We start from the raw sequence: 25,316 nt of genomic DNA on the forward strand, positions 1-25,316 counted from the left end.
GGACATCTCCCCCGCAAGGGGGGAGATTAGCAGTTTCTGCGCCGCGCTCACCCTATATCGGCGGAGATTGGCGAAAGCCGAGATGACAGCTGATCTCCCTCCTTGCGGGGGAGATGGCCGGTAGGCCAGAGGGGGGTGCTGGCCCGCCGACGTTGACGGTTGGATGAGCACTCCTAGACCACAAAAAAATCCTCGATGCGCTGCTTGGCCCCAAGCAGCGCCGGCAGGATTTCCCGCTCCATCTCGGCGACGGTGAACCGCGCCGACTGGGTCGAGACGTTGATGGCCGCGACCGTGCTTCCCGAGCGGTCGCGGATCGGCACGGCGATGGAGCGCAGGCCGAGTTCCAGTTCCTCGTCGACGATGGCAAAACCGTCCACCTTCGCCTTGCCGATTGCGCCGGCCAGGAGCTTGATGTCGGTGATCGTCTTCGGCGTCCGTCTCTCGATGGCCGCCTGGTGCAGAAATTTGTCGAGTTCTTCTGGCGTCAGGCCGGCGAGCAGCATGCGCCCCATCGAGGTGCAATAGGCGGGCAGCCTGGTGCCGACATCGAGCGACACGCTGAGGATGCGGCGGCCGGGAATGCGGGCGACATAGACGACATCCTGGCCCGACAGGATCGCCGCCGAACAGGCCTCGTTCAACTGTGCAGCGACCGCCCGCATGATGGGCGCAGTGAAGCTCCACAGCGAGCCGCCACCGAGCCAGGTGCGGGCAACGGTCAGCAGGCGCGGCGACAGCGAGAAACTACGGCCGTCCTGAGTGGCATAGCCGGTGGCGACAAGGGTCAGCAGGAAGCGGCGGGCGCCGGCACGGGTCAGGCCGGCTTCCTCGGCCATTTCAGTCAGCGTCATGCCGGTGGGATGGCGGGCCAGGATCTCCATGACGGCAAGGCCGCGCTCGAGCGAGCCGACATGGTCACGGGAAGCGGCTTCTTCGTCCATCTCACCTTCCGCCAAACGACATCGTCGCCAGGATTGACTCCGGGCCATACGATAGCCTAGAAAGTATCCTATGTAAAACAATTGTTCGGAATACGAACTTTTTGAATCCGGAGCCCGATCGATGGTCAAGTTCCTGCCGCTCAAACAGGCCGTGGCCGAGAATTTGAACAATGGCGACTCCGTCGCCTTCGAGGGCTTCACCCATCTGATCCCGACAGCGGCCGCGCATGAGGCGATCCGCCAGGGATTTCGCGACCTGACCCTGATCAGAATGACGCCGGACCTGATCTACGACCAGATGATCGGCATGGGCATGGCGAAGAAAATCGTCTTCTCCTATGTCGGCAATCCCGGCGTCGGGCTGCTGCGGCGCGCCCGCGACGCCATCGAGAACGGTTTTCCCCGACCGCTCGAGGTTGAGGAACACAGCCATGCCGGCATGGCCAACGCCTATGAGGCGGGCGCGGCCGGTCTGCCCTGCGCGGTGTTTCGCGGCTATCGTGGTGCAGGCTTGGCCACGGTCAATCCAAACATCAAATCGATCTCTTGTCCGTTCACCGGCGAGGTGCTGGCGGCCGTGCCTTCGATCCGGCCTGACGTCACCTTCATCCACGCGCAGAAGGCCGACAGACAAGGCAATGTGCTGGTCGAAGGCATTATCGGCATCCAGAAGGAAGCCGTGCTGGCGGCCAGGCGCGCGGTGGTGACGGTGGAGGAAGTGGTCGACAATTTCGACGATCTGCACCCCAATTTGACCGTGCTGCCGCGCTGGACCATAGCAGCGATATCGGTCGTGCCCGGCGGCTCGCACCCTTCCTACGCGCACGGCTACTACGCGCGCGACAACGCCGCCTATCTCGAATGGGACGACATCGCCGCCGACCGCGAGAAATTCCAGGCGTGGATGCAGGCGAATGTCATCGAGAAGAGCGCTGACGATTTCGCCGCACGCGTCGACCATCTGAGGAAAGCGGCATGAGCGACAATCAGAACCCTTTGGGCTTCACCCCCAACGAGATGATGACCATTGCCGCCAGCCGTGCGCTGAGGAATGACGATGTCTGTTTCGTCGGCATTGGCGCGCCATCCGCCGCCTGCAATGTGGCGCGGCTGACGCATGCGCCTGATGTCACGCTGATCTATGAGAGCGGCACGATCGGTACAGCACCTGACGTGCTGCCGCTGTCGATCGGCGATGGCGAATTGTGCGAGACCGCCGTCACCACCGTCGCGGTGCCGGAAATGTTCCGCTACTGGCTGCAGGGCGGCCGTATCTCGATCGGTTTCCTGGGTGCCGCACAGCTCGACAAGTTCGGCAACATCAACACCACGGTCATCGGCGACTACTTCCATCCCAAGACCAGGCTGCCCGGCGGCGGCGGTGCGCCGGAGATCGCGACCTCGTCGAAGGAGATTTACATCACCATGGCGCAGACCAAGCGCGGCATGGTCGAGAAGATCGACTTCTTCACCTCCTTCGGCCATGGCGAGGGCGGCGACCACCGGAAGCGCCTCGGCATCGACACCGCCGGGCCGACGCTGCTGATCACCGATCTCGCCATCTGGAAGCCGGATCCGGTGACCAAGGAATTCACCGTCGTGTCGATGCACCCCGGCGTCACCCGCCAGCAGGTGCAGGACAGCTGTGGCTGGGCGGTTAAGTTCGCCGAGGCGCTTGACGAAACACCGGCGCCAAGCGAACTCGAACTCAAGACATTGCGCGACCTGCAGGCCCGCACCAAGGCGGCGCATGAGGGGACCGGAAAAGCAAAGGCTGCATAACATGGCCGAGGCCTATATCTGCGACTACATCCGCACGCCGATCGGCCGCTTTGGCGGTTCCTTGTCCTCGGTACGTGCCGATGATCTCGGCGCCATACCGCTGAAGGCGCTGGCCGAGCGCAATGCCGGCATCGACTGGCAGGCGGTCGACGATGTCGTCTATGGCTGCGCCAACCAGGCCGGCGAGGACAACCGCAACGTGGCGCGCATGGCGCTGCTGCTGGCCGGCCTGCCGAAGGAAATCCCGGGCTCGACGGTCAATCGCCTGTGCGGTTCCGGCATGGATGCGCTGACCATCGCCGCGCGCGCCATCAAGGCCGGCGAGGCCGAACTGCTGATCGCCGGCGGCGTCGAATCGATGAGCCGCGCTCCCTTCGTCATGCCCAAGGCCGACACGGCTTTCTCGCGCAATGCCGAGATTTACGACACCACCATCGGCTGGAGGTTCGTCAACCCGCTGATGAAGAAGCAGTATGGCGTCGATTCGATGCCGGAAACCGGCGAGAACGTGGCGGAAGAGTTCGCCATCTCCCGCGCGGACCAGGATGCCTTTGCCGTGCGCAGCCAGGACAAGGCGGTCGCGGCGCAAGCCAACGGCCGGCTAGCCAAGGAGATCACGGCGGTGACGATCCCGCAACGCAAGGGCGATGCGGTCGTCGTCTCGAAGGACGAGCATCCCCGCGCCGGCACCACGGTCGAGGCACTGGCCAAACTGCCGACGCCATTCCGCCAGGGCGGCACGGTGACCGCCGGCAATGCCTCCGGTGTCAATGACGGCGCGGCGGCGCTGATCGTTGCTTCGGAAGCGGCGGTGAAGAAATACGGGCTGACGCCGATCGCCCGCATCCTCGGCGGGGCCGCCGCCGGCGTTGCGCCGCGCATCATGGGCATCGGTCCGGCGCCGGCGACGCAAAAACTGTGCGCGCGGCTTGGCCTGACGCCAAAGCAGTTCGATGTCATCGAGCTCAACGAAGCCTTTGCCTCGCAAGGCATCGCCGTGCTGCGCCAGCTCGGCATTGCCGAGGATGCGCCGCACGTCAACCCGAATGGCGGCGCCATCGCGCTCGGCCATCCCTTGGGCATGTCGGGCGCGCGCATCTCCGGTACGGCGGCGCTGGAGCTGCGCGAACGCGGCGGCCGTTATGCGCTGGCCACTATGTGCATCGGCGTCGGCCAGGGCATCGCCATCGCGCTCGAGCGGGCCTGAGCAAATCGCTCTCTTGGCTGAGCCAGCAGAGCGGATACGATCGCAAATTTGACCATGTGGACAAAAGTCCAGACCCGTTCCATAGTTCCCCCCGTCTGATTTTTAGAACGGTCGGCTCGACACGGCTGTCAAACAGAGGGGCACGCAATGGAAAACCGGAAGAACAAATTTCAATCGACACGCGAAGGGCTTTCGCGGCGCAATGTGCTGGAACTCGGCGCGCTTGGCCTGGCTGCCGCGATGCTGCCGGGCGCCGCCTTCGCCAAAGACAAGAAGCTGAAAGTGGCGGCGATCTTCGCCACGCCGATCGAGGAGCCATGGGACAACCAGATCCATGTCGCCTTGCAGAAGGCCGAGAAGGAACTCGGCATCGAATACAAATGGTCGGAGAAAGTGCAGACCGCCGACTTCAGCCGCGTCATGCGCGAATATGCGCAAGGCGGCTATCAGCTGGTGCTGGGCGACGCCTTCGCCGCCGAACGTGAATCGCGCCGCACGGCAAAACAGTTCCCGAAGACAGCCTGGCTGTTCGGCTCCGGCGCTGGTCCGGCGGAACCCAATTTCGGCGTCTTCGACAACTGGATCCATGAGCCCGCCTATCTCTCGGGAATGATCGCCGGCAAAATGTCGAAATCGGGCACGGTCGGCGCCGTGGCGGCGATGGGCATTCCGGAAGTGAACCGGCTGGTCAACGCCTTCTTCGCCGGCGCCAAGGAGGTCAACCCGAACATCAAGAAGAAGGTCGCTTTCATCGGCTCCTTCTTCGATCCGCCCAAGGCCAAGGAAGCGGCGGTGGCGCAGATCGACGCTGGCGTCGACGTCATCTATGCCGAGCGCTTCGGCGTCATCGAGGCGGCGGTCGAGAAGAAGATCTACGCCATCTCTAACATGTCGGACCAGTCGAGCCTCGGCCCCGATACGGTCATCACCGGCCCGGTCTGGGACATGTATCCGACGGTCGAGCAGGCGATCAAACTGGTCAAGGCCGGCGTCTACACGGCGCAGGACTATGGCGATTTCTCGCGCATGGCCAAGGGCGGCTCCTATCTCGCCCCCTACCACAAGTTCGACAAGACGCTGCCGGCGGATGTCAAGGATCTGGTCGAGAAGAAGAAGGCCGAGATTCTTGAGGGCAATTTCCGCGTCGACGTGGATGAGAACACGCCCGTTTCGGACTAGGCTTGCTTACCCTCCCCCTTGTGGGGAGGGTCGATCCGCGGAGCGGATCGGGGTGGGGTCGGCGCCGCACCCCCACCCCGTCTCACGATCTTCTTCGCTACGATCATAAGCCGACCCTCCCCACAAGGGGGAGGGTAAGAGACGCGCCATCTCATCGGAGCATTCTGACCATTGTCCGCCCCACTCATCGAAATGCGCGGCATCACCAAGAGCTTTGGCGCCGTCAAGGCGAACGAAGCCGTTGATCTCAGCGTCGCGCCTGGCGAAATCCTCGGCCTGCTCGGCGAGAATGGCGCCGGCAAGACGACGCTGATGAACGTGCTGTTCGGCGCCTATGCGCCGGATGCCGGCGAAATCCTCATCCAGGGGCGGACCGTGCGGATCACCAGTTCGGCCGATGCGCTGGCCGCCGGTATCGGCATGGTGCACCAGCATTTTCATCTGGCACCACGGCTGACGGTGCTGGAGAACCTGCTCATCGGCATCCCGGGCAAATCGGGGCGGATCGATCGCGCCGGCGGGCTGGCGCGGCTAGCGGAAATCAGCCGCCAGCATGGGCTGACGCTCGATCCCGACCTGCCGGTCTCGGCGTTGTCGGTCGGCGAACAGCAGCGGCTCGAAATCGTCAAGGCGCTGTTTCGCGGCGCGAAACTCTTGATCCTCGACGAGCCGACCGCGGTGCTGGCGCCGAGCGAGGTTGACGGGCTGTTCTCGGCGTTGCGGTCGATGGCCGCGCAGGGCCTCGGCATCATCTTCATCTCGCACAAGCTCAACGAGGTGCGGGCGCTCACCCATCGCTGCACGGTGCTGCGGCTTGGCCGTGTCGCCGGCCGCGTCGACGACCCGGCCAACACGACATCGGCCGCCATGGCGCAACTGATGTGCGGCCACGAGATCGTGCCGCCAGCAAGGGGGCCATCGACGCCGGGTGCTGATGTGCTGACGCTAGATGGCATTTCCACCTCGCACCATTCTGGCACGGCGCTGCGCGACGTGTCGCTTGCCGTTCGCGCCGGCGAAATCCTCGGCATTGCCGGCGTGTCGGGCAATGGCCAACGGGCGCTGGCCGAAGTGATTTCCGGCGTGCGCGTACCCGATGCCGGCCGGATGACGATTGCGAGCCAGAAGGTCATCCGGTTTTCGCCGCGCGAGGTGCAGGCGCTCGGCCTCGGCCGCATCCCGGAAGACCGCATGACCACCGGTCTGGTCACCAATTTGCCGCTCGCCGATTCCATGGTGCTGCCGCGCATCGGCACCGCCGCGTTCAGCAGCAAGGGCCTGCTCAAGCCGGATGCGATCCGCGCCTTTGCCGAACAACAGATCAAGGCCTATGACATCAGGTGTCCCGGGCCTATGACCCGTGCCGGCGCGCTGTCCGGCGGCAATCTGCAGAAGGCGCTTTTGGCGCGCGAGCTCGCTTTCGACCCGAAGGTTTTGATCGTCTCGCAGCCGACGCGCGGCCTCGACATCGGTGCGGCGCGCTTCATCCACGAAAAGTTCCTCGATATGCGGGCCAAGGGCTGCGGCATCATCGTCATTGGCGAGGATCTGGAAGAATTGCTGGTGCTCTGCGACCGCATCGCGGTGATGTATGAGGGCCGCATCGTCGGCACGCTCGACAGCGCCGATGCGACGATCGCGCGGCTCGGCCTGCTGATGACCGGGGCGGAGGGGCACGGCTGATGTTTCGCCTGGAAGTCCGGACGTCAACGCCCGCCTGGTTCAACCTGGCTTTGCCACTGCTGGCGATCGCGGCGACGCTTGTGCTGTGCAGCGGCCTGATCGCTCTGGCTGGCGCCGGTGTGCTCGAATCCTACGGCGTCATGTTCACGGCTTCGCTCGGCGACAGCTACGCCATCACCGAAACGCTGGTGCGCGCGGCACCGATGATCTTCACCGGGCTAGCGGTCGCCGTCGCCTTCCGGGCAAAATTCTGGAACATTGGCGCCGAGGGGCAGCTGCTCGCCGGTGCGGTCGCCAGCTGCCTTGTTGGTGCGATCCCGATGCCGGGACCGCTCGCCATGCCGTTGATGGCAATCGCCGGTGCCGCCGCCGGCGCCGCCGTTGCGCTGGTGCCGGCGACGCTGCGGGTGAAATTCAAGGTGGACGACGTCGTCAGTTCGCTGCTGCTCAACTCGGTCATCTACTACGCGCTGATGGCGCTGATCGAGGGGCCGTGGAAGGATAGCTTCAGCGGCTATCCGATCTCGCCGCCGATCGAGGATTCGGCCAATTTCCCGGTGCTCATCGAAGGCACGCGGCTGCATCTTGGTGTCATCGTGGCGCTGATCGCCGCACCCTTGATCTGGTTCCTCATCGCGCGCACGACGCTTGGTTTCAGGATCAGGGTCACTGGCGAGAACCCGGAGGCGGCCAGATATGGCGGCATCCATGTCGAACGCGTGCTGATCTCGACCGCGCTGTTGTCTGGCGCGCTGGCGGGGCTCGCCGGCGTCGGCGAAGTCGGCGGCGTGCATTTCCAGGTGATGAGCGACATCTCGCCGGGCTACGGCTATTCCGGCATCGTCGTTGCCATGCTGGCGCGGCTCAACCCGCTCGGCGTCGTGCCGGCGGCGATCTTCCTGGCCGCCGTCATGACCGGTGCGGAGGCGATGTCGCGCGCCACCGGCGTCCCGGCCTTCCTCAGTGATGTGATCCAGGGCACGGCGCTGCTTGCCATGCTGGTGGCGCTGCTGTTCACCGCCTATCGCGTCCGCCGCGTCGGGGCTGCCCGATGAGCGCGGTGTTCGAACAGATCTTTCAGGTCGGCTTCCTGGCCGCCATCATCCGTATCGCCACGCCTTTGGCCTTTGCCACGCTCGGCGAAATGTTTTCCGAGCGGGCCGGAGTGCTGAATCTCGGCATCGAAGGCATCATGCTGCTCTGCGCGATGACCGGCTTCACCGCGACCAGCCTCAGCGGCAGCCTTTGGCTCGGCGTGTTGGTGGCGGTGCTGACCGGCATGCTGATGGGCGCGTTGCATGCGCTGTTCACGGTAGCGCTCGGCCTCAGCCAGCATGTCTGCGGCATTGGCGTCACGCTGTTCTCGTCGGGCCTCGCCTATTTCCTCTATCGGCTGATCTTTGGCCAGCAATCGGTGCCGCCTGCTATCAAGGGGTTTCAGACACTGCCGATCCCCGTCCTCTCCGACATTCCGGTGCTTGGGCCGGCAGTGTTCAACCAGTTCGCGCTCGTCTACATGGCAATCATTGCCATCCCGCTCGCCGCCTTCGTGCTCTACCGCACGCCCTGGGGCCTGTCGGTGCGCATGGTCGGCGAGAACCCGCGCGCGGCGGATTCCGCCGGTGTCAGTGTCATTGCCACCCGATTCCAGGCCGTCATCCTCGGCGGGGCATTGATGGGGCTCGCCGGCGCCTTCCTGTCGATGGCGCAGTTCAACGCCTTCACCTTCGGCGTCGTCTCCGGGCGCGGCTGGGTGGCGATCGCGCTGGTCGTGTTCGGGCGCTGGGATCCGTGGCGCTCGGCGGGTGCGGCGCTGCTGTTTGCCTTTGTCGATGCCTTGCAGCTGCGCATGCAGGCGAGCGGGCTCGGCCATATCCCCTACGAAGCGTTCCTGATGCTGCCCTTCATCTTCACCATCGTCGCGATGGCGATCATGTCGCGCAACGCGGTGGCGCCGTCGGCGTTGTTGAAGCCGTTCCGGCGGGAGGAGCGTTAGCAAGGCTTGGGTTCCTCGCCCCCGCCATGGGCGGGGGAGAGGTGGCCGCGAAGCGGTCGGAGAGGGGGCCTGCGACGCTGGCGAGCTTTCTCCGATACCTGTAGAGGTCGAGCCATTCCCCCTCTCCGTCTCGGCTTCGCCGAGCCACCTCTCCCCCACATTCGTGGGGGCGAGGAACCTGGACCTTGGGACGCTTCACATCGCCGTAAAACCATTATCCACGAACAGGTGCGCGCCGTTGACGAAGCTAGACTCGTCACTGGCAAGATACAGCGCGGCCTTCGCCACCTCCTCCGGCTCGCCAATTCGCCCCTGCTGTGCCGCCAATGCCGCGTCGGAAACATCGACGCCGAGCTTGCCCAAATCGGCGACCTCGCGCAGGCCGTGCGGTGTGCGGATGAAACCGGGGCAGACGGCGTTGCAGCGGATGTTGCGGTCGCGGAATTCGACCGCGATGGCGCGCGCGAACATGTGGCAGGCGCCCTTGGTGGTATCGTAGAGCACTTCCATCGGTGTGGCCGCCACAGCCGAGATCGACGAGGTGCAGACGATCGAGCCGCCGCCGGCCGCGATCATGCCGGGCAGCACCGCGCGCGTCATCAGGAACATCGAGCGGACGTTGACGGCATGCAGCCAGTCCCATTCCTGCACCGTCGTCTCCAGGAACGGCTTTATCACGATGGTGCCGGCATGGTTGAACAGCACGGTGACCGGCCCGAGCTTTTCCGTCGCCCCTCTCACCGCCGCCTCGACCTGCGCCTCGTCGGACACGTCGGCGACAAAATGCTCGGCGACATGGCCGCGCGCGCGTATCGCCGCGGCGGTTGCGGCGGCGGCCTCGCCGTTGCGGTCGATGATCGCCACCTTGGCGCCTTCGGCGGCGAACAGCTCCGAGGCCGCCCCGCCCATTCCCGTCGCGCCGCCCGAAATGATGGCGACCTTGCCGGCCAGTCTTTCGCCCATTTTATTCCCCTGTTCGACCCATTTCGCGTTTGCTTGTTGGGTGATGCTACCGCGTCCGCACTAGGCAGCCAATGGACGAATGGGTGCCGCGGAAACAAGGACATAGGGTCCATTCGGGCGTGATTGGAGCAGTGCCAATGGCCCTGCCGATAGATCGCGTGACGAGCGATCCCAGCAATTCACGACCAACTTAACATCCGAAATGAGAAAATTATTCTGCCTATCGCTTAAAAATAGCAATCGACAAAGTCTACAAGTTTTATAGATTAACGGGCGAGACGGAGGTCGATATGTCCTATATCCAGAACGCTCAGACTGACAGCAGCGGCCAGAGGCTGGCCAATGCCCAGACCTTTCGCCCGGCCTATGCCGGAGCTTTCGCCTATCTCGTCTTTGCCCTTGCGTTTGTGTTCACCGGGGCCGTCGTCCTGGGGCTCATTCCCTAAGTCACCAGATCGACAGGGGTTAGTTTCCCCGTCTTCAGGCAATCGGAGTTGAATGAACCGGATCCCGGTGCGTTTGCGCGCGACCGTGGTTCGAAGTTTATCGCATCCATGATTCCAGCGATGGAGGAGATGACAATGCCGATCGAATTCACGCATGTCCCCGGCAAGACCGCCGATGCCGCCATTCCGTTTTTCTACGACTTTGCCGAGACGGCGACCAAGCTCGGGCTGATCGAGGGCGGCGGCTTCCAGAAGATCGTCGTCGACGATTCGGCCGGTCTGCTGACCAATATGGATCTTGCCGCCCAGGTGCTGGATCGTACTGCCTCGCTGGAGGTCGTGCTGACCCACTGGGCGGGCGTCGTCGAACCGACCGTGGCGGCCCGCCAGCTGGCTTCGATAGATCGAAAGAGCGGCGGACGGCTGGCGCTCAGGATGATCAGCGAGCCGTTGAACGATGACGACGCAGAGTCACGCCCGGTCGGGCACACGGTCATCTGGCAGCGTATCGACGAATATCTGGTACTGCTCAAGCGGCTATGGTCGAACGACCGGCCTTTCGACCATGAAGGCGCGTTCTACAGCATCAAGGGCGGCTATGTGCCGCGCAAGGGACCGCACGGCGCCGACCTGACCATCCGCATGGGTGGACAGTCCGGAACGGCACTGAAAGTGGCCGGCCGGCATGCGGATGTCTTCGAACTGGCGCCGGGCTCGATCGATGAGGTCCGGCAGCTGATGGAGCGCGTGCGTGGTGCTGCCGCCGAACATGGCCGGAGCGGCAAGCTGCGCTTCGCGCTTCCGGTCCGGATCCACCGCGGCGCTGCCGCCACGGGCCAAAAGGCGGTCGACCTGTCCGGGCCGCCGGCTCAGGTCGCTCTGTCGCTGCTTGCCTATGCCGGGCTCGGGATCGATGAATTCATGATCGTCGGCGTCGATACGGCGCGCGAAATCGCGACAGTCGGCCGGGAAACGATCGCCTTGCTGCGCAACTCCCTGGCGCGCCGCGAGCATGATGCTTTCCAGCCGGGGGCCTATGCGCCGCGCGCCGGGTTGGAGACGCGGGCAACGGGCTGAGGCCCGATCAATCGTCTGTTGCGTCACGCCTGTCGCCAAGCCGCGACAGGCCGTCGATGACGGCGGCTGAATCGGCCAGCGCGCCGAAGACGCCGTCCTCCACCGTCACCATGTGCAGCGCCGCCTCGTGGGCTCGTCTGTCGCCGCTGGCGCAGGCATCCGAGACCGTCAGGCACTGGAAATTGCGGTCGCAGGCCTCGCGCAGCGTGGTGTGGACGCAGACATCGGTCGTGCATCCGGAAAACATCAGATGCGTGATGCCTTGGGCGCGCAGCACAAGCTCGAAATCCGTATAGGTGAAGGCGCTGTTGCAGGTCTTGTCGACGATGATGTCATCAGGTGCGACATCGATCTCCGGGACAATCTGGAATCCGGCGCCCGAGCGCAGCAGGATGTCGGTGCCGTCGAGACCGGAGCGCTTGCGGCGCCATTTCTCGTAGGGCGTCATGTCGGCCATGTCGGCGCGGTAGCCCTGCCTAGTGTGGATGACCCTCACGTCGGCCCTGCGCGCGGCTGATATCAGCCGGTTCACGGTGGGCAGGATCGCCCGCAGCGGCGAGGGATCATATCCCTGTTTGGCGAAGTATCCCGTCGTCGACAGAAAGTCCTGCTGCAGGTCGATGACGACCAGCGCCGTGTTTTCCGGCACCAGCCTGCCATCATAGGGGAAGTCGAAGGGCGTTGCCTTGATCATTGGTGGTTCTCTCCTCACTGATCATGAGGCCCATCCTGACCGGCCAAGTTGCAGCCGTCCACCCAGGCGGCAGCCAACGCGACGAAGCAAGATGCCGGGGTGTCATGTCGCCGCCGACAGATGCCGCAGTCGCGGACCGACCCGTTGTCGGCACGCCACGACGATTTGTTGATTGTTGCAGTCATCTTCAATGTTGACTAGTAAGGTCATGTTTCATAGTCAACCGGGCATTGGACTGCCGAGGCCAGAAATTGGAAATGCGGGCGGCCGACCTGGAGAAAACCATGACCGTGGCTGGAGCTGAGACTGCCTTTCATATCGACGCGGTGCGGTTTGCCGTCGGCGAGCGGACGCTGCTCGGTCCGGTCTCGCTCGAATTGCAGCGCTCGCGCGTCTATGGGCTGATCGGCCACAATGGTTCGGGCAAGTCGACGCTGATCAAGCTGCTGGCCCGCCAGCAGCCGGCAAGCTCGGGCGCCATCACCTTCGCCAGGCGGCCGTTGCCGCAATGGGGCGCCCGTGAGCTCGCCCGCGCGCTCGCCTATCTGCCGCAGACGACGCCGGCGGCAACGGGCCTCACGGTGCGCGAACTGGCGACGCTCGGCCGCTACCCCTGGCATGGCGCGCTTGGCCGGTTCAGCGGGGAAGACAGACGGCATGTCGAGGAGGCGCTTGTGCTGACCGACATGGACGGTTTCGCCGACCGGCTGGTGGACGAATTGTCCGGCGGCGAGCGGCAGCGCGCCTGGCTTGCCATGCTGGTGGCGCAGAATGCCGGCGTCATGCTGCTCGACGAGCCGATCTCGGCGCTCGACATCGCCCATCAGGTCGAGGTGCTGGGGCTGGTCAAGGAACTCAGCCGCAAACGCGACCTCTGCGTCGTCGTCGTGCTGCACGACCCCAACATGGCGGCGCGCTACTGCGACGAACTGATCGCGCTCAAGGACGGCAAGCTTTTGACCCGCGGCACGCCTGGCGAAATCATGCGGGGCGACGTGCTGAAAGGCATTTTCGGCGTCGAGATGGGCGTGTTCGCGCACCCGGTCACCGGCCAACCCGTCGGCTATGTGCAGTGACGAGATTTGATGCGGTGGCGGAAGCGGCTGGCCGCTGTGGGAACAAGGAAGAAGCTGTTGTCTAGAACCAGTTTGTTGGCGGCGTTGGTCGCATCGGTGATCCTGGCAGGCGGCAACGCCACGGCCCAGGAACAACCGGCCGGCGCTGCCCCGGCGATCGCGGCCCCTGCCGCACCGGAGCCCGCCACGCCAGCGCCCGCAACATCGAAGCCCACCACACCGGCGGCCGCAGCACCGGCCACCATGTCGCCCGCGCAGCCAGCCGGCCAGCCGGGCACGGCAGCGCCGGCCGGGGCAGCATCTTCGGCGCCGATGGAGCTGAACCTGCCGCACGACCTGTCGCCATGGGGCATGTTCATGGCCGCCGACATCATCGTAAAGGCGGTGATGATCGGACTGGCCTTCGCCTCTCTGGTCACCTGGACGATATGGCTGGCCAAATCGCTGGAGATTTTTGGCGGCAAGCTGCGCATCCGCCGTGCCGTCCGCGCGATCGGCGATGCCGCGACGCTGAAGCAGGCGAGCCGTGCGCTCGACCGCAGCGGCGGTCCCGGGGCGCTGCTGGTGCGGGCGGCGGAGGAAGAGGCCGCGCTTTCGGCCGGTGCGCTCGACCATGTCGGCGGTGACGGACTGAAGGAAAGGGTCACCTCGCGCCTGTCGCGCATCGAGGCGGCGGCGTCGCGGCGCATGTCGCGCGGCACCGGCGTGCTGGCGACGATCGGCTCCACCGCGCCTTTCGTCGGCCTGTTCGGCACGGTCTGGGGCATCATGAACGCCTTCATCGGCATTTCGCAGGCGCAGACCACCAATCTCGCCGTGGTCGCACCCGGTATCGCCGAAGCGCTTCTGGCCACCGCGATGGGCCTCGTTGCGGCGATACCGGCCGTCGTCATCTACAACGTCTTCGCCCGCTCGATAGCCGGCTACCGGCAGATCCTCGCCGACGCGTCGGCGGGCGTCGAGAGGCTGGTCAGCCGTGACCTGGATTTCCGCACGATCCCGCCGGCGACGGCGCTGGCGGCGGAGTAGCGACGCCATGGGAAGCAGAATCCGACAGACCATGGACGACGATCTCGAGGAGAGCCACGAGATCAACGTCACGCCCTTCATCGACGTCATCCTGGTGCTGCTGATCATCTTCATGGTCGCCGCACCGCTGGCGACGGTGGACGTCAATGTCGACCTGCCGGGCTCGACGGCGACGCCCGCGCCGCGGCCCGAAACGCCGCTGTTCCTGACCTTGAAGGATGATCTCACGCTGGCGATCGGCAACGACACCGTGCCGCGCCCGGCCTTTGCCGCCACGCTGGACAGCAGGACCAAGGGCGACAAGCAGACGCGCATCTTCCTGCGCGCCGACAAGGCGGTCGCCTACGGCGACCTGATGGAGGCGATGAACCTGTTGCGCGGCGCCGGCTATCTGAAGATCGCGCTGGTCGGCCTGGAAACGGCGCCCGCTGCCGATGCGCCGGCACCCTCTCCAGCGGGTACGGCCGCGCCATGACGCAGTCCGACGCCTTGCCCACGCTACAGCTGTCGCGTTTCGGCTGGCGCGATCTTGGCCTGTGGACAGGTGCGGCGGCGCTGGTGCTTGGCGCCCATGTCGCGGTCGCCTATGCGGTGCAGAGCTTCAGTCCGATCGAGACGGATGGCGGGCCGCCGCCGGCCCCGGTGATTGAAATGGCGCCGATGGTGGTGACGCCGGCCGTGCCGGAACAGGCCGCGATGCTGGATGTGGCGATGCCCGACCAGACCGAACCCGTCGGGGAGACCGAAAAGGTCACCGAGGCCGAGCCCGAGAAAGTGACCGAACAGACCGAGCCGACCGCCGAGCAACCGGACACGGTGCCGCCCGACGAGACGGAGCCGGCCGAGACAACCGAGGCCGAACCTGTCGATCAGCCGCCACCGGATGAGGTCATTCCCGACGTTGTCGAGGCCGCCGCGCCAGAGGTCGTCGTTCCGCTGCCGCAGCCAAAGCCGGTTGAGGAGGCCAAGGAAAAGAAACCGGTCCAGGCTAAGGCAAAAAAGCCGGTCGAAAAGCCCAAACCGAAGCCAAAGAAGGAAAAGGCCGAGCCGGCAAAGACGGTCGCCACCGCAAGCGCGGAGACAAAGCCGGCGACCAGGGCGGCCGCGCCGAAATCGGCGGCCGGGGTTTCAGGCGTCAGCCCGGCCAAGTGGGAATCCCGGCTGACGGCATGGATCAATCGGCACAAGCGCTATCCCAGCGCCGCGAAATCCAGGGGAGCGCAGGGCAATGTAAACGTGACCTTCACGGTGGATTCGTCCGGCCGGGTGATGTCGGCGCGCGTGGCCCGTTCCTCAGGCGATGCTGACCTCGACCGCGCTGCGCTCGCCGTGCTGCAGGGCGCCACCGTGCCGGCACCGCCGCCGGAACTCGGCTCGCGCGTCAGCCGCACAGCGCCGTTCGTGTTCAATTTGCGGGATTAGAGCAAGGGCTCGGCCCTACCAAGCACTGGTGCTGTCCGAAGCACCGGTCAATGGCTCATCGACTGGCACAGCGCTTCGACCTGCTCCAGGTAGAAGCGGCATTTCGTGCGCAGGATTTTCAGGTTCGGGTCGTCGGCGCCATTGATCTCGATTGTCTGCATCATGAAATCGAAATGAACGTGAAAGGCGTCCGCCGCGCCCCAGAGGCTGTCGGCCTGCCAGGTGTCGGCCATTGCCAGGGAAATCAGGTGTCGGGCCTCGAGGCGCGCGGCATCCGGTGAACCCGGCCGGCTGGCGATCAAGGCTTGGAGCCGGCCGAAGACGCTGTCCCTGGCGTCCGCGCTCCTGATGGGTACGATCATGTTCATTGGCGGGTCCCCCTCAAATCTCTATGCATAATGTCCTTTTGTGGGCTGCGGGCGATCAAGGCAGGGATCGCGGCGGTGTCGGATGGCCGGCCCCTGATGATGTTGGCAATTTCGGCGTCGGCCTGCTCGAACCAGTAGACCATGTTGGGGCGATCAAGGTCGGCTGCGGCCTTTTTCAGGAGCGGCAGCAGGCTTTGCAGCGCACAGATCGTCTCCCACCGGTTCGGCCGCGAGCCGGCCGGCGCGCACAGGACTGACGGTTGCATTCGCTACGCTCTCCTTGGCAGAGCGTGGCTTTCCTTTGCATTCGGCTTGGGATGCATCGGGTTGCCGCTGAGCTGCGCATGCCTTGCCGGCCGCGCGCCGCGCAGGACATCGAAGGCTTCGGCATAGGCCATGCCCAGCAGATAGGAGATCATGGGAAAACGGCTTGCTTCGGCCATCTGCACCAACTCATTGCTCATCGATGCGATATATTGAAGACTATCGATCTCTGACTGACGTAGGGTCTGATTTGGCACGTTCTGCTCCTGTCATCTGGTGAAACTCAGGGAACGCGTACTGGTTGCACTGGACATTATAAGATGGCTAATTAATCGACTGACCCACCGAATGTGGGCTTGGTTCCGGGGTTGAAAGTGTCAACGCATAGATGGGTGCGTCGGTAAGGCGGTCGAGGCCGAGAAGACGCTTGATCGGCGAATGGCTGAGCGCTGCCGTGGGGCAGGCCGACAGACCATGCCTGGTCGCCGCCAGCATCATGTTCTGGCCGATATGGCCGGCCTCGATCAGCACGACGCGATAGGCGTTGGCATCTTCATATTTCCACATGGTGCGGTCGAGCCTTGCGCAAAGCAGGATCAGGCAAGGCATGGCATCAGCCCATTCCTGCCCGCCGACCAGTTCGGAGATCTTTGGCAGATGGTTGGCCGAGATCCTGCCGAGGTCGTGATCGGCAGCGGAATAGTGATAGACGCCGGGCTCCAGACCCTCGACACCGAGCGCAACCACATAGGCCTCGTAGGGGTTCCGGGCGCCGCCCGAAGGGGTCATGCCCAGCGGCAGGGCGCCGACGCAATTGCTGGTCTCGCCGGTGATGCCCATGCCCGCGAACAGGCAGTCGGAGAGCTGCTGCGCGGTGATGGTGGGTGCGGCCGCGGTGCGGTTGGTGCGGCGCCGCGCCATCAGGCTCAGAAGTTCGTTGTCGTCGAGTGCGTTGGGCAGCCGAATGGCGCCCGTGGCATTCTTGAGCAGGAGGTCGGGCTGCGCGACGTGACCGGCGCGTTCGATCTGGCGTGCCTCGGCCTGTTCGATGGTCATGAACTCTGCGTCCTGGACGCAGAAATGCATCAGCGCGGTCGGGATGCCCCAGCTCCACTGTCCGGAGAATTTTGTTTCCTGTTCGGCCAGCGGCGAGCCGGCGGTGACCAGGGCGGAAAAATCAAGCAATTGCGGGACGACGGCATTCAGGTCGGATTTCGACCATCCGTGGGCGCGGGCGATTTCCGCCGTGGAGGCCCATTCGTCCCAGGATGCAAGAAGACCGATCACCTCGGGGCTGCATTCGAAGACGCTTCTGGTCAGGAAGTTGCAGGCCGTGACCTTGTTGGTCCCGGGATAGAAGACAAGCGTTTTTGAAGAGCGCATTTTCATGATGCTGAATGCCGTTTTGTGAATGTGAGGCGCCGACAGGCGAAAAGCCCATCGGCGCCGAACGACTTCAGCGCTTGTTGTAGTGCATGCCCTGCGAGAAGAAGACGGTCTGCGTGCCCGCGGCGACCGTCAGCTTCGGGGCATTGTTCACTTTCTTGGCCATTTTTGTCCCTTTCCCGACCCCCCAATGGGATCTGTTGAAAGATCCCCACAGCGGGATCCGCGAGAAGAAAGGTAAGGTCGAAAGAGTTAATGGTTTGTTAAAATTGTAGTAAAGCCAACGTGATCTAAAATATCTTTCCTGCCAATAAAGTCTAAAAAATCGATTTTACTCAGATATGGAGTAGGCATTCGCTAGCATACGCTTTTTCGGGATATTCTTGTTCTTATTTAGCGTAACCGATCGGCTAGCCCAGACCGTCCCGGGCGAGGCTGACGACCAGTTGATCGATGCCCGGATCGTCAAGCCTGACGACATGCGCCATGCGGATCGCATGTCGTGGCCGGATACCGGACATATCCTGCCGCATGATGACCGATACGAATGCCGGCCCAGCCTCGGTCAGAAGCATGGCCTTGCCCGTCAGCACCGGCTCGGAGATGGGAGCCCATTGCACGGAGATCAGGGACGGTTCGCCGGTCTGGCGACGGTTGACGCCGCTGAAATAGATCCAGTTCAGGCGCGAAATCGCCACGCCATAGTGGTTGCCGCGCGCCCGCGCCCATGTCGAGCCACGGCGCTCCGACCATCCGGTGACCCGGCGGAATGTGACCAGTTCGGCCTCGCGACGCACGAAGGTCACCGACCGCATCAAGAGGTCGGAACGGGTCGGGATCGAAAAGTAGGTGAAATAGGTGCCGCCTGCGATCGATGGGGCGGGTGGGCGGATCATCTGGTTGAACAGGCTTTCGGAAATCGGCGGCAGGCCAGGAGCCGTGGGCTCCGGGGTACCAGGGTCCTGGTACAGTTCGGCCTCGTCGATGCGGAAGTAGTCGCAGATCAGCTTGGCCGTGGCCTTGTTCGGAACGGTCTGCCCCTGCAGGTAACGCTCGAACTGCGTGCGGTTGATACCCAACTCACGGCATACCGCGCTAACGGAGGCATGGTCCTTGCAGAGCCGTCTGAGATTTGCAGCGAGGTTCTCGCGAATGGACACGTCTTTGCTTTCGCAGGCGAATTCTTCATTTCGACTCAGAATCCATATAGCGCCTTCGGTCGCCCCCGCCGAAACGCCTTGTCACAACACACAGGAAAAACTGATTTGAGAACATCAGTCTAATGGGACTGCCTTCAAAAAAAATAGCGCCGATCCGGCAGCGGCCATCGCCATAAGTCCAATTGACAATTGTCTTGCCTCGGAGATCGCGAAATCGCCTGTGGCTTTTTTTGGGTGGACATTGGTGTCGGGCGCCGCGCATCACGATGCATGGGATAGTGCGTGCGCCTTGGCGCCGCGCCCAAAAAGCGGAAATCCGATTGTTCCGATGGTGGAGCTGAGGAGGATCGAACTCCTGACCTCGTCATTGCGAACGACGCGCTCTCCCAGCTGAGCTACAGCCCCGTCCAACGGATGGCGCATTTATCTGGCGCGGCGGATTTCTGTCAAGGCGGCGTTTTGCCGAAATTACCGGCCGCGGGGCGTCAGGCCGGCGTCGGTGGAACGCGGCCCTTGCCGGCTCGCGTATTCGCGCATTCGTCGCCACCGCGCTATAGGCTGACCGGACCGGCATTGCGGTCGATCCGGCGCTTCATGACTGACCTCTGCGGCATCGACATCTCGTCGATCATCCTGCCTCGCCCTTCCAGGCGTCCGCTCGAAGGTCTTGACGAGCCGTTCCCCCTGGCATCGGGTGATGACGGGCTGTGCCGCGCTACAGACAGCTTATGGAGCAGGAGCCACTTGGCGTCCCGCCGGTCACTTTACGGAAAAATCGACCGTTTCCTTCACAGTGCCGTCGACGGCTATCTGCACCTGATAGGTGCCGACCGGCCAGCCGGCATCCGGCTTGGTCATCGAGGAGTCGACGTGGTTGTCGATCGTGCCGATTTCGAAGTTGACTTCGTCGATCTTGTAGTTCGCTGGCGCGACACCGCCGGAATCGACCGAGATCCAGCTCACGGTGAGCTTCGATCCCGAAGCCACCGCATCCGTCAGGTCGGCGGAGAGGAAAATCTTCGCCGTATCCGGCGAAAATGTCGCCTGCGTCTGCTCCGCGTGCTCGGTGGCGGACAGCACGATGTTTTGGAATCCGTCGGCGTGGGCCGGCACGGCGAATGCCCCAACCGCCACCAAGGCGACTGTTGCCAACCCTATCATCGTCGACCGAATGCGCATGCATTTTCCCTTGAATCAAACTACCGCCGCGCCGACTCATGTCGCGCGTGCCCACCGCTGCTTTGTAGAGCTCTAGGACAGGGTTTGTCCATGAAGCCTCGGTGCCATGACCGGCCCGTGTTGATTCACCGGCGCTGAGCCGATTGAAAAAGCGATCATAGTCGGCATTGGCGTGCCCACGGAAAGCCAACCCTTGCCCGTCTCGCGTGCAATGGCTACATGTCGGCAACAATTGGAGACCGGCATGCTCGCCCTCATTCAAACCATCGTCATGGCGCTTGACCTCTACTGGTGGATCATCATCGCCTCGGCGATCTTTTCCTGGCTCTATGCCTTCAACGTCGTCAACTCGCGCAACCAGTTCGTCGGCAGCATCGGCAACATGCTCTATCGGCTGACCGAGCCGGCGCTGCGGCCGATCCGCCGGTTCATGCCGGATCTTGGCGGCATCGACATCTCGCCGATCATCCTGCTCTTGATCCTGTTCTTCGTCAGGCAGTTCATCCTCACCACGATAGCGCCGCTGGTGTTGTGAGCCCGACGACTGCATGAGCGCGCCGTTGCGCATCCGCCAGAACGGCATCGACCTGTTCGTGCGGCTGACACCAAAGTCTTCCGTGGACAGGTTCGAAGGCGTCGAAGCATCGGCGGATGGGCGAAGCCATCTGAAGGCGCGGGTCCGCGCCGTGCCGGAAAACGGTGCCGCCAATCAAGCGTTGGAGAAGCTGGTCGCCAAAACGCTGGGAGTGCCGGCGTCGGCCGTTTCGGTGGTCGCCGGCGGCACGGCCCGGCTCAAGACGTTGCGCATAGCCGGCGATCCGGAAGCGCTGGCACGAGGCATCGAAGCACTCAGCGGTCAATCTTCTGGCTGACGTTCAATCCCCCAACGGCAGCCTTGGATCGTCGACCTTCAGCGTGTTCACGCTCTGCTTGATGCGGCGCAAATTCTCCAGCACCTTCGGGCCGCGTGTCTCGGCAACCGATGTCACGATCATGTCGACGATCGCCAGCAGCGCGTAGCGCGACGATGTCGGCTTGTAGATGTTGCCATCCTCGAGCGGCAGCAGGTGGATGACCGTGTCGGCGGCCTTGGCCAGTGCCGAATCGGGCGCGGTGATGGCGACCGTGGTGGCGCCATATTGCTGGGCGACCTGCACCGCCTCGATGACCGATCGCGCATAGCCGGACACCGAAAAGGCGACCAGCGTGGTTTCTGATGTGGCGACGGCGGCATACATGCGCTGCAACTGGCCGTCGATCTGCGCCAGCACCGGCAGGCCGAGCCGGAACAGGCGGTTCTGCATCTCGGTCGCCATCATCGAGGAGATGCCGCCGGAGCCGATGCACAGCACATTGCCTGAGGTCGCAAGCCGCTCGGCGACGGCGACCAGCGTCGTCATGTCAAGGTTCTCGCTAGCGCGCTGGATGGCCGAGATCGCCGCTTCGGTGATGGCGGAGGCGATGCGCTGCTCGCGGGCGTCGCGGCTCAACGGCTCGGGTGACAGATACTGGCCGCCAATGGCAATGGCCTGCGCCAGGTAGAATTTGAAATCGCGCAGGCCCTCGCAGCCGAGATTGCGGCAGAAGCGGGTCACCGTCGGTTCGCTGACGCCGACGCGCGCGGCAATTTCGGAGATTGCTGCCTTGGAGGCGAAATCGAGATCGGAGAGCACAAGGCTAGCCAGCCGGCGGTCCGATTTGGTGCCGTCCTGCGACATCAGCTGCAGCCGCGTGATGATGTCGGCCGGCGTCTTCATGTTTGTCGCTTCGTCGTCATGCCATTGCCTTCGCAGGGGTAGGCGTTATAGCGGCAAGCCCGTCGCCTTGTCGAACAGATGGATGTTGCCGGGATCGACCGAGACCGGCAGCAGGTCGCCTGGCCTGACCGGCACCCTGTCGCGGAACACGGCGCGCACCGTATCACTGCCAATGGCGCCATAGACATGGGTTTCGGAACCGGTCGGCTCGACGACATCCACCTTGAGCGCCATGGCGTCGGCGGCCTCACCGATGACAAAATGCTCGGGCCGGATGCCCGCTTCCACCGCATTGCCCGCGGGTGCTGCCTTGCCGGCAAGCGCGAGCCGTCCGCCGCCGGCTGACTCGAACCAGCTCTTCTCAGGCGTTGTCATGAGAGCCCCGGAGACAAAGCTCATCGACGGCGAGCCGAGAAAGCCAGCAACGAACTTGTTGGCCGGCCGGTCATAAAGCTCGAGCGGCGCGCCAACCTGCTGGATCCGGCCACGGTCCATCACGACGATACGGTCGGCCATGGTCATGGCCTCGATCTGGTCGTGGGTGACATAGACGATGGTCGATTTCAGCCGCTGGTGCAGCGCCTTGATCTCGGTCCGCATCTGTACGCGCAACTGCGCGTCGAGATTGCTGAGCGGCTCGTCGAACAGGAACACCGAGGGTTCGCGCACGATGGCGCGGCCCATGGCGACACGCTGGCGCTGGCCGCCCGAGAGCTGGCGCGGATAGCGGTCGAGATAGGAATAGAGGTTGAGGACGCCGGACGCCTTCTTGACCTTCTGGTCGATCGCGGCGCGGTTCTCGCCACGGATTTTTGGGCCGAAGCCGATGTTGTCGGAGGCTTTCAGATGCGGGAACAGCGCATAGGACTGGAACACCATGGCGATGTTGCGCTGCTGCGGCGGCAGGTCGTTGGCGCGCACGCCGCCAATCAGGAGATCGCCTGATGTGATTGTCTCCAGGCCGGCCAGCATGCGCAGCAAGGTTGACTTGCCGCAGCCGGACGGGCCGACCAGCACCACGAACTCGCCGCTCTTGATATCGAGACTGATGTCCTCGAGGATCCTGTGCTGGCCGAAGGATTTCGACAGGTTGCGAAACAGGACGTCGGTCATGGTCACGCTCCCAATATGTCGTCGATGAACGGCAGGCAGCCGGCGGTCAGGCCCGCATCCACGGGCATCACCACGCCTGTTACGCCCGAGGCGCGGTCGGATGCAAGGAAAGCCACGGCTTCAGCCACTTCCGAAGCATTGACGATGCGGCCGAGTGGATAGAGCCGCTTGAGCTTGCCCAGGATTTCCGGGTCCTTGGCCAGGCGATGGTCCCAGGCGGCGGTGCGGATTGATCCGGGACAGACGACATTGGCGCGCACGCCGCTGCGGCCGAGCTCGACGGCGATCGATTTGGCATAGGCGTTGATGCCGGCCTTGGCCGCGGCATAGGCGGGGTTGCCGAAATGCGCGATGGCGTTGACGGAGGAGATGAAAATGACGCTGCCTGAACCGCGCGCGGCCATCGCCTTCACAATAGGGTCGGCGAAAGTCATCACCCCGGTCAAATTGAGGTCGAGCTCGTGCTCGATCTTGTCGGCGTTGAGCGCGGAAATCGTCTCGGCGCGCGTCCAGCCGGCATTGTTGATCAGAATGTCGGGAACGCCATCCCTGTCGAGTATAGCGGCGATCCCCGCCTCGATCGAAGCCCGGTCGAGAAGGTTGAAGACATGGCGCGATGCGAGGTGCGGGCTCGCCAGTGCTTCCTCGGACTGGTCGCAGCCGACCACCCGCGCGCCCCTTCCGGCCAGCAGCGTGACGATCGCCGAGCCAAGGCCGCCGCCGGCACCGGTGACGACGACAGTGCGGCCTTCGAATTCGGCTTTCGAAACCACGGCGCTTGCTCCTCCCGCAGGTCAGGCAGATGCCGGCAGGCTACCGAAAGGAATGTAATTAAGCAACATGATAATCCGCTTGCATGCCGTGAATTCCTCGATAATGTAGGAAAGTCACATAAATCTTGTGCCAGCCATCGGCACAAGGAGCGCAAATGCGCGGAACAATGGGAGAGATCAGATGAGCCTTGCCAAATGGACTGTCGGCCTGATGGCCGGAATGAGCATGCTGGCCTTCGCGGCGCAGGCAAATGCGGGTGAGGTGCGCGTCACCGTCGCCGAATACAGCGCCAAGACCGGCCCCTATTTCGAAGAGGTGAAGAAGGAGTTCGAAGCCAAGAACCCCGGCATCACCGTCAAGTTCGAAGTCGTGCCGTGGGATGTGCTGTTGCAGAAGCTGACCACCGACATCACCGCCGGCACCAATGCAGACCTCTCGATCATCGGCACGCGCTGGCTGATCGACTTCGTGCAGCAGGATGTCGCCGAGCCGCTCGACAGCTACATCACGCCCGAATTCAAGGGCCGCTTCATCGACACCTTCCTGTCGCCCTCGATCATGAGCGGCAAGACCTACGGCCTGCCGATCGCCGCCTCGGCGCGCGCCATGTATTACAACAAGGCGCTGTTCGAGAAGGCCGGCATCGCCAAGCCGCCGGCAACCTGGACCGAGCTGCAGGACGATGCGCGCAAGATCAAGGCGCTGGGATCCGGCACCTTCGGCTTCGGCCTGCAGGGCAAGGAGATCGAGACCGACGTCTATTACTACTACGCGATGTGGTCGCAGGGCACCGAAATCCTCAACAAGGACGGCACGTCTGGCCTTGGCACGCCGGGCGCGCTCGAGGCCGCCAAGCTCTACAAGTCGATGATCGACGAGGGGCTGACCGAACCGGGCGTCACCTCCAACAACCGCGAGGATGTGCAGAACCTGTTCAAGCAGGGCAAGGTCGGCATGATGATCACCGCGCCCTTCCTGTCCAACCAGATCAAGGACGAGGCACCGAGCCTGAAATATGGCGTCGCCGCCATTCCGGCTGGTCCGACCGGTGCGCGCGGTACCTATGGCGTCACCGATTCCATGATCATGTTCAAGAATTCCAAGAACAAGGATGAGGCCTGGAAGCTGATGGACTTCCTGTTCACCACGGAGCAGCGCGCCAAGTTCACGCAAGGCGAAGGCTTCCTGCCGGTGAACAAGGAAGAGGCCAAGATGGATTATTATGTCAACAACGCCGATCTGGCCGCCTTCACCGCGCTGTTGCCCGATGCCCGCTTCGCGCCGGTCATCCCAGGCTGGGAAGAAGTCGCCCAGATCACCTCGGATGCCATGCAGAAGATCTATCTCGGCGGCGACCCCGAGGCAGGCCTGAAGGACGCGGCGGCCAAGGCCAATGCAGTGCTGAAGAAATAGCGGCCGTGCTGAAGAAATAGGGCGTATCTCCCTGCGCCCGTGGCGCGCCCCAGACTCAGGCGGGGCGCGCCACTCCCTCCTGGGTCGTCATAAGCCTCAAAAGAAAGAAAGCGCTTCGGACAAAGGATAGATCGGCGATGTCAGCGCCGCCCCTCATTGCCCTGCCGGGCATTTCTCCCCGTATAGTGACGGGGAGAAAGAGGCTGGCCGCGACCTCGCGCCCTTCTTGGGACGTTGGCGATTGGCGAAGGCAGCGATGAAAGCGCCCCTCTCCCCGTCACTATACGGGGAGAGGATGCCGGCAGGCAGGTGAGGGGCAGCGCAAACGCTGGGAAAGAGTTTGAAACTGAGCGCCTAAAAAGAACAACTCAGTATTAGCCTAGCTGGCAAGCCAGCGCGCTACA

Annotated in this window: 28 protein-coding genes and 1 tRNA gene; 16 read left to right on the top strand and 13 right to left on the bottom strand. The window is 63.7% G+C overall.

The window, feature by feature from the left end:
- Positions 1-173: 173 nt before the first annotated feature.
- Positions 174-944, bottom strand: a complete 771-nt coding sequence (locus DBIPINDM_RS18895) for an IclR family transcriptional regulator (RefSeq protein ID WP_258588656.1) — start codon at positions 942-944, stop codon at positions 174-176.
- 121 nt (positions 945-1,065) lie between these two features.
- On the opposite strand from DBIPINDM_RS18895, the gene DBIPINDM_RS18900 reads away from it, so the two are divergent.
- The 7 genes from DBIPINDM_RS18900 (at position 1,066) to DBIPINDM_RS18930 (ending at position 8,791) form a co-directional block, all read left to right on the top strand.
- Positions 1,066-1,923 carry a CoA transferase subunit A gene (locus DBIPINDM_RS18900; RefSeq protein WP_258588657.1) on the top strand — a complete coding sequence of 286 codons (858 nt, stop codon included), beginning with the start codon at positions 1,066-1,068 and terminating at the stop codon, positions 1,921-1,923.
- Positions 1,920-2,726 carry a CoA-transferase subunit beta gene (locus tag DBIPINDM_RS18905; protein WP_258588658.1) on the top strand — a complete coding sequence of 269 codons (807 nt, stop codon included), beginning with the start codon at positions 1,920-1,922 and terminating at the stop codon, positions 2,724-2,726. Before DBIPINDM_RS18900 ends, DBIPINDM_RS18905 begins: the two co-directional genes overlap by 4 nt.
- A 1-nt stretch (position 2,727) precedes the next feature.
- A complete protein-coding gene (gene pcaF / locus DBIPINDM_RS18910; protein ID WP_258588659.1) occupies positions 2,728-3,933 on the top strand; it encodes a 3-oxoadipyl-CoA thiolase in 1,206 nt (401 codons plus the stop codon).
- Between the two features lie 147 nt (positions 3,934-4,080).
- Positions 4,081-5,112 (top strand): BMP family protein, encoded by a 1,032-nt coding sequence (locus DBIPINDM_RS18915; RefSeq protein WP_258588660.1) that lies wholly within the window; start codon positions 4,081-4,083, stop codon positions 5,110-5,112.
- A gap of 171 nt (positions 5,113-5,283) precedes the next feature.
- Positions 5,284-6,795 carry an ABC transporter ATP-binding protein gene (locus DBIPINDM_RS18920; protein WP_258588661.1) on the top strand — a complete coding sequence of 504 codons (1,512 nt, stop codon included), beginning with the start codon at positions 5,284-5,286 and terminating at the stop codon, positions 6,793-6,795.
- Complete coding sequence (locus DBIPINDM_RS18925; protein ID WP_258588662.1) at positions 6,795-7,850, top strand: ABC transporter permease; 1,056 nt, start codon at positions 6,795-6,797, stop codon at positions 7,848-7,850. The genes DBIPINDM_RS18920 and DBIPINDM_RS18925 overlap by 1 nt, the downstream gene beginning before the upstream one ends.
- Entirely contained in the window at positions 7,847-8,791 is a 945-nt protein-coding gene (locus tag DBIPINDM_RS18930; protein ID WP_258588663.1) for an ABC transporter permease, read from the top strand. The genes DBIPINDM_RS18925 and DBIPINDM_RS18930 overlap by 4 nt, the downstream gene beginning before the upstream one ends.
- A gap of 195 nt (positions 8,792-8,986) precedes the next feature.
- On the opposite strand, the gene DBIPINDM_RS18935 is transcribed toward DBIPINDM_RS18930, so the two are convergent.
- On the bottom strand, positions 8,987-9,754 hold the full coding sequence (locus tag DBIPINDM_RS18935) for an SDR family NAD(P)-dependent oxidoreductase (RefSeq protein WP_258588664.1): 768 nt from the start codon (positions 9,752-9,754) through the stop codon (positions 8,987-8,989).
- Between the two features lie 290 nt (positions 9,755-10,044).
- Here DBIPINDM_RS18935 and DBIPINDM_RS18940 point away from each other — a divergent pair, with 290 nt between their 5' ends.
- Positions 10,045-10,200: a hypothetical protein gene (locus tag DBIPINDM_RS18940; protein WP_010912229.1), complete on the top strand. Its 156-nt coding sequence runs from the start codon at positions 10,045-10,047 to the stop codon at positions 10,198-10,200.
- Positions 10,201-10,335: 135 nt separating this feature from the next.
- Positions 10,336-11,277: an LLM class flavin-dependent oxidoreductase gene (locus DBIPINDM_RS18945; RefSeq protein WP_258588665.1), complete on the top strand. Its 942-nt coding sequence runs from the start codon at positions 10,336-10,338 to the stop codon at positions 11,275-11,277.
- A 7-nt stretch (positions 11,278-11,284) separates the two neighbouring features.
- On the opposite strand, the gene DBIPINDM_RS18950 is transcribed toward DBIPINDM_RS18945, so the two are convergent.
- Positions 11,285-11,971, bottom strand: a complete 687-nt coding sequence (locus DBIPINDM_RS18950) for a cysteine hydrolase family protein (protein ID WP_258588666.1) — start codon at positions 11,969-11,971, stop codon at positions 11,285-11,287.
- Positions 11,972-12,255: 284 nt separating this feature from the next.
- On the opposite strand from DBIPINDM_RS18950, the gene DBIPINDM_RS18955 reads away from it, so the two are divergent.
- From DBIPINDM_RS18955 to DBIPINDM_RS18970, 4 genes are read left to right on the top strand one after another with little or no spacing between them, the layout of a single operon-like run.
- A complete protein-coding gene (locus tag DBIPINDM_RS18955) occupies positions 12,256-13,047 on the top strand; it encodes an ATP-binding cassette domain-containing protein (protein ID WP_258588667.1) in 792 nt (263 codons plus the stop codon).
- A 57-nt stretch (positions 13,048-13,104) separates the two neighbouring features.
- Positions 13,105-14,076, top strand: coding sequence for a tonB-system energizer ExbB (gene exbB / locus DBIPINDM_RS18960; RefSeq protein WP_258588668.1), 972 nt, complete (start codon positions 13,105-13,107; stop codon positions 14,074-14,076).
- Between the two features lie 7 nt (positions 14,077-14,083).
- Entirely contained in the window at positions 14,084-14,551 is a 468-nt protein-coding gene (gene exbD / locus DBIPINDM_RS18965; RefSeq protein WP_258588669.1) for a TonB system transport protein ExbD, read from the top strand.
- The gene (locus DBIPINDM_RS18970; RefSeq protein WP_258588670.1) at positions 14,548-15,498 is read left to right on the top strand and encodes an energy transducer TonB family protein; all 951 of its coding nucleotides are present in this window, start codon (positions 14,548-14,550) and stop codon (positions 15,496-15,498) included. Before exbD ends, DBIPINDM_RS18970 begins: the two co-directional genes overlap by 4 nt.
- Positions 15,499-15,545: 47 nt before the next feature.
- Here DBIPINDM_RS18970 and DBIPINDM_RS18975 read toward each other — a convergent pair whose 3' ends face one another.
- From DBIPINDM_RS18975 to DBIPINDM_RS19010, 7 genes are all read right to left on the bottom strand, one after another.
- Positions 15,546-15,866: a hypothetical protein gene (locus DBIPINDM_RS18975; RefSeq protein ID WP_258588671.1), complete on the bottom strand. Its 321-nt coding sequence runs from the start codon at positions 15,864-15,866 to the stop codon at positions 15,546-15,548.
- On the bottom strand, positions 15,863-16,132 hold the full coding sequence (locus tag DBIPINDM_RS18980; RefSeq protein ID WP_258588672.1) for a hypothetical protein: 270 nt from the start codon (positions 16,130-16,132) through the stop codon (positions 15,863-15,865). The genes DBIPINDM_RS18975 and DBIPINDM_RS18980 overlap by 4 nt, the downstream gene beginning before the upstream one ends.
- A 3-nt stretch (positions 16,133-16,135) precedes the next feature.
- A complete protein-coding gene (locus DBIPINDM_RS18985; RefSeq protein WP_183464243.1) occupies positions 16,136-16,387 on the bottom strand; it encodes a hypothetical protein in 252 nt (83 codons plus the stop codon).
- A 67-nt stretch (positions 16,388-16,454) separates the two neighbouring features.
- Positions 16,455-17,513 (bottom strand): SagB/ThcOx family dehydrogenase, encoded by a 1,059-nt coding sequence (locus DBIPINDM_RS18990; protein WP_258588673.1) that lies wholly within the window; start codon positions 17,511-17,513, stop codon positions 16,455-16,457.
- 413 nt (positions 17,514-17,926) lie between these two features.
- Positions 17,927-18,676, bottom strand: coding sequence for a helix-turn-helix domain-containing protein (locus tag DBIPINDM_RS18995; RefSeq protein ID WP_258588674.1), 750 nt, complete (start codon positions 18,674-18,676; stop codon positions 17,927-17,929).
- A 329-nt stretch (positions 18,677-19,005) separates the two neighbouring features.
- Positions 19,006-19,081: transfer RNA gene (locus tag DBIPINDM_RS19000), tRNA-Ala, on the bottom strand.
- A gap of 354 nt (positions 19,082-19,435) precedes the next feature.
- A complete protein-coding gene (locus DBIPINDM_RS19010) occupies positions 19,436-19,855 on the bottom strand; it encodes a hypothetical protein (RefSeq protein WP_258588675.1) in 420 nt (139 codons plus the stop codon).
- A 244-nt stretch (positions 19,856-20,099) separates the two neighbouring features.
- Here DBIPINDM_RS19010 and DBIPINDM_RS19015 point away from each other — a divergent pair, with 244 nt between their 5' ends.
- Together DBIPINDM_RS19015 and DBIPINDM_RS19020 are read left to right on the top strand one after the other, a co-directional pair.
- Positions 20,100-20,390 carry a YggT family protein gene (locus DBIPINDM_RS19015; RefSeq protein WP_095792508.1) on the top strand — a complete coding sequence of 97 codons (291 nt, stop codon included), beginning with the start codon at positions 20,100-20,102 and terminating at the stop codon, positions 20,388-20,390.
- A gap of 13 nt (positions 20,391-20,403) precedes the next feature.
- A complete protein-coding gene (locus tag DBIPINDM_RS19020) occupies positions 20,404-20,727 on the top strand; it encodes a DUF167 domain-containing protein (protein ID WP_258588676.1) in 324 nt (107 codons plus the stop codon).
- A gap of 3 nt (positions 20,728-20,730) precedes the next feature.
- On the opposite strand, the gene DBIPINDM_RS19025 is transcribed toward DBIPINDM_RS19020, so the two are convergent.
- From DBIPINDM_RS19025 to DBIPINDM_RS19035, 3 genes are read right to left on the bottom strand one after another with little or no spacing between them, the layout of a single operon-like run.
- Positions 20,731-21,612 (bottom strand): MurR/RpiR family transcriptional regulator, encoded by an 882-nt coding sequence (locus DBIPINDM_RS19025; protein ID WP_258588677.1) that lies wholly within the window; start codon positions 21,610-21,612, stop codon positions 20,731-20,733.
- A gap of 45 nt (positions 21,613-21,657) precedes the next feature.
- Positions 21,658-22,725, bottom strand: coding sequence for an ABC transporter ATP-binding protein (locus tag DBIPINDM_RS19030; protein ID WP_258588678.1), 1,068 nt, complete (start codon positions 22,723-22,725; stop codon positions 21,658-21,660).
- Positions 22,726-22,727: 2 nt separating this feature from the next.
- Positions 22,728-23,498, bottom strand: a complete 771-nt coding sequence (locus DBIPINDM_RS19035) for an SDR family NAD(P)-dependent oxidoreductase (protein ID WP_258588679.1) — start codon at positions 23,496-23,498, stop codon at positions 22,728-22,730.
- Between the two features lie 181 nt (positions 23,499-23,679).
- Between DBIPINDM_RS19035 and DBIPINDM_RS19040 the strand changes: the two genes are divergently transcribed.
- Positions 23,680-24,912: an ABC transporter substrate-binding protein gene (locus tag DBIPINDM_RS19040; protein ID WP_258588680.1), complete on the top strand. Its 1,233-nt coding sequence runs from the start codon at positions 23,680-23,682 to the stop codon at positions 24,910-24,912.
- Positions 24,913-25,316 lie beyond the last annotated feature (404 nt).

Source organism: Mesorhizobium sp. AR02 (genome assembly GCF_024746835.1).
In the GTDB taxonomy this organism is placed as follows: domain Bacteria; phylum Pseudomonadota; class Alphaproteobacteria; order Rhizobiales; family Rhizobiaceae; genus Mesorhizobium.

Excerpts from the sequence above, each read along its gene's own strand:
- DBIPINDM_RS18955 (WP_258588667.1), top strand. The coding sequence starts at position 12,256 with ATGACCGTGGCTGGAGCTGAGACTGCCTTTCATATCGACGCGGTGCGG.
- DBIPINDM_RS18990 (WP_258588673.1), bottom strand. The coding sequence starts at position 17,513 with ATGCGCTCTTCAAAAACGCTTGTCTTCTATCCCGGGACCAACAAGGTC.
- DBIPINDM_RS18975 (WP_258588671.1), bottom strand. The coding sequence starts at position 15,866 with ATGAACATGATCGTACCCATCAGGAGCGCGGACGCCAGGGACAGCGTC.
- DBIPINDM_RS18950 (WP_258588666.1), bottom strand. The coding sequence starts at position 11,971 with ATGATCAAGGCAACGCCCTTCGACTTCCCCTATGATGGCAGGCTGGTG.
- DBIPINDM_RS19030 (WP_258588678.1), bottom strand. The coding sequence starts at position 22,725 with ATGACCGACGTCCTGTTTCGCAACCTGTCGAAATCCTTCGGCCAGCAC.
- DBIPINDM_RS19015 (WP_095792508.1), top strand. The coding sequence starts at position 20,100 with ATGCTCGCCCTCATTCAAACCATCGTCATGGCGCTTGACCTCTACTGG.
- DBIPINDM_RS18930 (WP_258588663.1), top strand. The coding sequence starts at position 7,847 with ATGAGCGCGGTGTTCGAACAGATCTTTCAGGTCGGCTTCCTGGCCGCC.
- DBIPINDM_RS18900 (WP_258588657.1), top strand. The coding sequence starts at position 1,066 with ATGGTCAAGTTCCTGCCGCTCAAACAGGCCGTGGCCGAGAATTTGAAC.
- DBIPINDM_RS18905 (WP_258588658.1), top strand. The coding sequence starts at position 1,920 with ATGAGCGACAATCAGAACCCTTTGGGCTTCACCCCCAACGAGATGATG.
- DBIPINDM_RS18945 (WP_258588665.1), top strand. The coding sequence starts at position 10,336 with ATGCCGATCGAATTCACGCATGTCCCCGGCAAGACCGCCGATGCCGCC.
- DBIPINDM_RS19025 (WP_258588677.1), bottom strand. The coding sequence starts at position 21,612 with ATGAAGACGCCGGCCGACATCATCACGCGGCTGCAGCTGATGTCGCAG.
- DBIPINDM_RS18935 (WP_258588664.1), bottom strand. The coding sequence starts at position 9,754 with ATGGGCGAAAGACTGGCCGGCAAGGTCGCCATCATTTCGGGCGGCGCG.
- DBIPINDM_RS18940 (WP_010912229.1), top strand. The coding sequence starts at position 10,045 with ATGTCCTATATCCAGAACGCTCAGACTGACAGCAGCGGCCAGAGGCTG.
- DBIPINDM_RS18925 (WP_258588662.1), top strand. The coding sequence starts at position 6,795 with ATGTTTCGCCTGGAAGTCCGGACGTCAACGCCCGCCTGGTTCAACCTG.
- DBIPINDM_RS18980 (WP_258588672.1), bottom strand. The coding sequence starts at position 16,132 with ATGCAACCGTCAGTCCTGTGCGCGCCGGCCGGCTCGCGGCCGAACCGG.
- DBIPINDM_RS19010 (WP_258588675.1), bottom strand. The coding sequence starts at position 19,855 with ATGCGCATTCGGTCGACGATGATAGGGTTGGCAACAGTCGCCTTGGTG.
- DBIPINDM_RS18915 (WP_258588660.1), top strand. The coding sequence starts at position 4,081 with ATGGAAAACCGGAAGAACAAATTTCAATCGACACGCGAAGGGCTTTCG.
- DBIPINDM_RS19040 (WP_258588680.1), top strand. The coding sequence starts at position 23,680 with ATGAGCCTTGCCAAATGGACTGTCGGCCTGATGGCCGGAATGAGCATG.
- DBIPINDM_RS18895 (WP_258588656.1), bottom strand. The coding sequence starts at position 944 with ATGGACGAAGAAGCCGCTTCCCGTGACCATGTCGGCTCGCTCGAGCGC.
- DBIPINDM_RS19020 (WP_258588676.1), top strand. The coding sequence starts at position 20,404 with ATGAGCGCGCCGTTGCGCATCCGCCAGAACGGCATCGACCTGTTCGTG.
- exbD (WP_258588669.1), top strand. The coding sequence starts at position 14,084 with ATGGGAAGCAGAATCCGACAGACCATGGACGACGATCTCGAGGAGAGC.
- pcaF (WP_258588659.1), top strand. The coding sequence starts at position 2,728 with ATGGCCGAGGCCTATATCTGCGACTACATCCGCACGCCGATCGGCCGC.
- DBIPINDM_RS18970 (WP_258588670.1), top strand. The coding sequence starts at position 14,548 with ATGACGCAGTCCGACGCCTTGCCCACGCTACAGCTGTCGCGTTTCGGC.